Consider the following 5125-nt stretch of genomic DNA (forward strand, 5'->3'; position numbering starts at 1 on the left):
CGACCGCCGTCACGGCGCTCACGACGGCCGTGCGCGCCGACGACGTCACCACCGTCGTGGCCGACGTCCGGTGGGAGCGGTTCGGCCCGGCGTTCACCGCGCGGCGCCCGAGCCCGCTGCTGGCGCAGCTGCACAGCCCGGCCGAGGCCGGCGAGCGGACCCACGGCCTGCGCGACCGGCTGCTCGCCCAGTCCGCGGGCGACCGGGCGGACGTCGTGCTGGACGTGGTGAAGACGGCCGTCGCCGAGGTGCTGCGGCACCCGGACACGACCGAGATCGACACCGACCGCGCGTTCTCCGCGCTGGGCTTCGACTCGCTCACCGCGATGGACCTGCGCAACGCGCTGAGCACCGAGACCGGCCTGCGGCTCCCGGCGACGCTGGTCTTCGACCGGCCGACCCCGCGCGAGCTGGCCGCGTTCCTGCTCGGCGAGCTGCTCGGCGAGGCCGAGGTCGCCCAGGTGAGCGTGGCCGCCGCCGTCGCAGGCGACCCGATCGTCATCGTCGGCATGAGCTGCCGGTACCCCGGTGGCATCGGCTCGCCGGAAGAGCTCTGGCGGGCGATCGTCGACGAACGTGACGTCGTCGGCGGCTTCCCGGCCGACCGCGGCTGGGACCTGGCCACCCTGACCGGCGACGGCCCGGGCAGCAGCGCCGCCAAGGAAGGCGGCTTCCTGCACGACGCGGCCGAGTTCGACCCCGGCTTCTTCGGGATCGCGCCGCGCGAGGCCATCGTGATGGACCCGCAGCAGCGGTTCGTCCTCGAAGTGGCGTGGGAGGCGTTCGAACGCTCCGGCGTCGACGCGACCGCGTTGCGCGGCGGCGACACCGGCGTCTACATCGGCGGCGGCTCCGGCGACTACCGGCCGCCGACCGACACCGCGGGCCACCAGTCCACGGCCCAGGCCGGCAGCCTGCTGTCCGGCCGCGTCTCCTACACCTTCGGGCTGGAAGGCCCGTCGGTCACCGTCGACACGGCGTGCTCGTCTTCGCTGGTCGCGATGCACCTCGCCGCGCAGGCGCTGCGGGCGGGGGAGTGCTCGCTCGCCGTCGCCGGCGGCGTGATGATCATGTCCAGCCCGGCCGGGTTCGTCGAGTTCGGCGAGATGGGCGCGCTGTCGGCCGACGGGCGCTGCAAGGCGTTCGCCGACGCCGCCGACGGCACCGGCTGGTCCGAGGGTGTCGGGATGATCGTGCTGGAACGCGAATCCGACGCACGCCGCAACGGGCACACGATCCTCGCCGTCGTGCGCGGCTCGGCCGTCAACTCCGACGGCGCGTCCAACGGCCTCACCGCGCCCAGCGGCCCGGCCCAGCAACGCGTGATCACCCGCGCCCTGGCCGTTTCCGGGCTCACGGCGTCCGAAGTGGACGCCGTGGAGGCGCACGGCACCGGGACCAAGCTCGGCGACCCGATCGAAGCGCAGGCCCTGCTGGCCACCTACGGCCGCGAGCGCGACCGGCCGCTGCTGCTCGGCTCGGTCAAGTCCAACATCGGCCACACCCAGGCCGCCGCCGGCGCCGCCGCGGTGATCAAGATGGTGCTCGCCATGCGGCACGGGCTGCTGCCCAAGACGCTGCACGTCGACCGCCCTTCGGAGCACGTCGACTGGTCGGCGGGCACGGTGTCGCTGCTGGCCGAGAGCACGCCGTGGCCGGCCACCGGCCGCCCGCGCCGCGCGGCGGTGTCGGCTTTCGGCGCCAGCGGCACCAACGCGCACCTCATCCTCGAACAGGCCCCGCCGACGCCGGCGCGGGAGCCCGCCGAAGCCGTGGCCGTACCGGTCAAGCTGTCGGCGCGGACGCCCGACGGCCTGCGGGCCCAGGCCCGCGCGCTGCGCGACCACCTCGCCGCGCGCCCGGAGCTGGCGCTGCCGGACGTCGCGTACTCCGCGGCGACCACCCGCGCGTGGCTCGAGTCGCGGGCCACCGTGGTGGCCGAGGACCGCGAGGAGCTGCTGACCGGGCTCGCCGCGATCACCGCCGGGACGACGTCGCCGCTGGTGCTCACCGGCCCGCAGACGGGCGGGAAGCTCGCGTTCCTGTTCTCCGGGCAGGGCTCCCAGCGCCCCGGCATGGGCCGCGACCTCTACGCGCGGTTCCCGGTGTTCGCCGAGGCGCTCGACGCCGTGTTCGCGCACCTGGACCTCGAACTGCCCGGTTCGCTGCGCGAGACGATGTTCGGCGACGACGCCGACCTGCTGGCCGAGACCCGGTGGGCCCAGCCCGCGGTGTTCGCGCTGGAAGTGGCGCTGTTCCGGCTCGTCGAGTCGTGGGGCGTGCGGCCCGACTACCTCGTCGGGCACTCGATCGGCGAGTTCGCCGCCGCGCACGTCGCCGGGGTGCTGTCCCTGGCCGACGCGTGCACGCTGATCGCCGCCCGCGGCCGGCTCATGCAGGAGCTGCCGCGCGGGGCGATGGTGTCGCTGCAGACCACCGAGGCCGAAGCCGAGCGCCTCGTCGCCGGGTTCGCCGGGCGGCTGTCGATCGCGGCGGTCAACGGGACCGACGCGGTGGTCGTCTCCGGCGACCAGGACGCCGTGGCCGAAGTGGCCGAGGCCGTCGCGGCTGCAGGCGGAAAGACTAGACATTTGCGGGTCAGCCATGCGTTTCACTCGTCCCACATGGACGCGATGATGGACGACTTCGGGCGGGTCGCCGCGGGGGTGGTGTACGCCCCCGCGGTGCTCCCGATCGTGTCCACGGTGACGGCCTCCCCGGCCGGGCCGGAGATCCAGGACGCGCAGTACTGGGTCGACCACGCCCGCCGTCCGGTGCTCTTCACCGGCGCGGTCTCCGCCCTCGGCGCGCTCGGCGTCACCAAGTACCTCGAACTCGGGCCGGACAGCACCCTCGCGGCGCTGACCCGCTCCTTCGCCGGCGAGGCCGCGACGGTCACCGCCGCCCTGCGCAAGGGCCGCTCGGACGAGTCGTCCGTGGTCGCCGCGCTGGCCCGCCTCGACGTCGCCGGCACCCCGGTCCGCTGGGCGGACTTCTTCGCCGGCACCGGCGCACGGCCGGTCGACCTGCCCACCTACCGGTTCCAGCACGAACGCTTCTGGCCGGACCAGACCCACGTCACCGCCGGTACCGGCGAGGACCTGTGGGCGGAGCTGGACGCCGAATCCCTGGCCGGCCTCGGTGTCGACCGCGCCGCGCTCGACGCCGTCCTGCCCGCGTTGCTGGACCTCAAGCACCGCCGGGCCACCCAGTCCACTGTGGACGACCTGCGCTACCGGATCGCCTGGAAGCCGCTCGGCGGCTCCCTCGGCGTCGTCCCGGACGGCACCTGGCTGGTCCTCGTGCCCGCCGGGTGCACCGACGACGCCTGGGCCGCCGGTGTGGTCAAGGCTCTCGGGGCCGAGCGCATGGACGTCACCGGCACCGACCGCGCGGCGCTGACCGCCGCGCTCAGCGGGTTCGACGACGTCGCCGGCGTCGTTTCCCTGCTGGGCCTGGACGAATCCGCGCCGACGGCCGGGGTCGCGGCGACCACCGCGCTGCTGCAGGCCCTCGCCGGGACCGGCAGCACCGCACCCCTGTGGTGCCTGACCCGTGGCGCCGTCACCGCGATCCCGTCCGACCGGCTCACCTCGCCGGCGCAGGCCGCGCTCTGGGGCCTCGGCCGGGTGGCCGCGCTCGAACAGCCGGGCCGCTGGGGCGGCCTGATCGACCTGCCGGGCGAGCTCGACGACCACGCGGTCGCGCGGCTCGGCGGCATCCTCGCCGGTGGTGAGGACCAGGTCGCGGTGCGGGCCGCTGGTGTGTTCGCCCGCCGGCTCGTCCGGACGCCGTCCGGTGCGGCCCCGAAGGCCTGGCGCCCGCACGGCACCGTCGTCGTCACCGGCGGCACCGGTGCGCTCGGCCGGCGGCTGGCCCGCTGGCTGCTCGACGAGGGCGCGGCCAAGGTCGTGCTGACCGGCCGCCGCGGCCCGGACACCCCCGACGCCACGGAACTGCTGGCCGAGCTGGGCGAGCGCGCGTCGATCGTGGCGTGCGACCTGACCGACGCGGCCGCCGTGCGCACTCTGCTGACCGACGTCCCGGCGGACGCGCCGCTGTCCGCCGTGGTCCACGCGGCGGGCGTGCTCGACGACGGTGTCCTCGAAAGCTACGACGCCGACCGGTTCGACGCCGTCTTCGCGGCGAAGGCCGACTCGGCGCGGGTGCTCGACCAGGTCACCCGCGAGCTCGACCTCGACCTCGACGTCTTCGCGTTGTTCTCCTCGGCGTCCAGCTCGGTCGGCAACGCCGGCCAGGCCAACTACGCCGCGGCGAACGCCGTGCTCGACGCGATCGCCGAACACCGGACCCGCGCCGGGCTGCCGGGCACGTCGATCGCCTGGGGCGCTTGGCAAGCGGGGATGGCCGAGACGGCCGACGCCGCCGCCCGGGCCAAGCGCACCGGGACCCGGCCGGTGCCGGTGGACCTCGCGCTCACCACGTTCGCGCAGGTCGTGCTGGCGAGCGACGCCACCCCGGTGGTCGCCGACATCGACCACGCCACGTTCCTGCGCACGTTCACCGCGGCCCGGCCGAGCCCGCTGCTGACCGACCTGCCCGAGTACCACCGGCTCACGGCCGAGGCGCCGGCCGACGTCTCCGGGGCCCTGCGGGACAAGCTGGCGAAGCTGCCGGCGCCGGACCGTGAGAAGGCCGCGCTGGACGTCGTCCGCACCCAGGTCGCCGCGGTGCTCGGTTTCGCCGGGCCGCACGCGGTCGACCCGGAACGGCCGTTCTCCGGACTGGGCTTCGACTCGCTCAGCGCGATCGAGCTGCGCAACCAGCTCGCGGCGGCGACCGGCCTGGAACTGCCGGCGACGCTGGTGTTCGACCACCCGTCCCCGGCGGTGCTGGCGGCGGACCTGGTCCGGCAGCTGGTGCCGGCCACCGATTCCGACGACGACGCCGAACTGCGAGCCCTGCTCGCGACGGTACCCCTGGCCCGCCTGCGTGAGATCGGCGTGCTGGAACCCCTGCGGCGCCTGGCCGGGCAGGTCCCGGACCCGGTCGGCGGCACCGGGAAGGCGAGTGAAGACATCGACGGGATGTCGCTCGACGACCTGGTCCGCGCCGCGCTCGACGGTGAGGCCACCTGATCCCGATGAACCTACGGAGCTGACAC

General features: G+C 75.2%; 1 protein-coding gene (only partly in view). It reads left to right on the forward strand.

Annotated features, from left to right (window positions below):
- Window positions 1-5099, forward strand: partial view of a type I polyketide synthase gene (locus MUY22_RS36290; RefSeq protein WP_247051686.1) — the final stretch only. The gene continues 22048 nt to the left of window position 1, outside the view; only the last 5099 of its 27147 coding nucleotides appear in the window; its start codon lies beyond the left edge, outside the window; its stop codon occupies window positions 5097-5099.
- Window positions 5100-5125 lie beyond the last annotated feature (26 nt).

Origin of the sequence: Amycolatopsis sp. WQ 127309 (assembly GCF_023023025.1) — a bacterium.
GTDB lineage: Bacteria > Actinomycetota > Actinomycetes > Mycobacteriales > Pseudonocardiaceae > Amycolatopsis.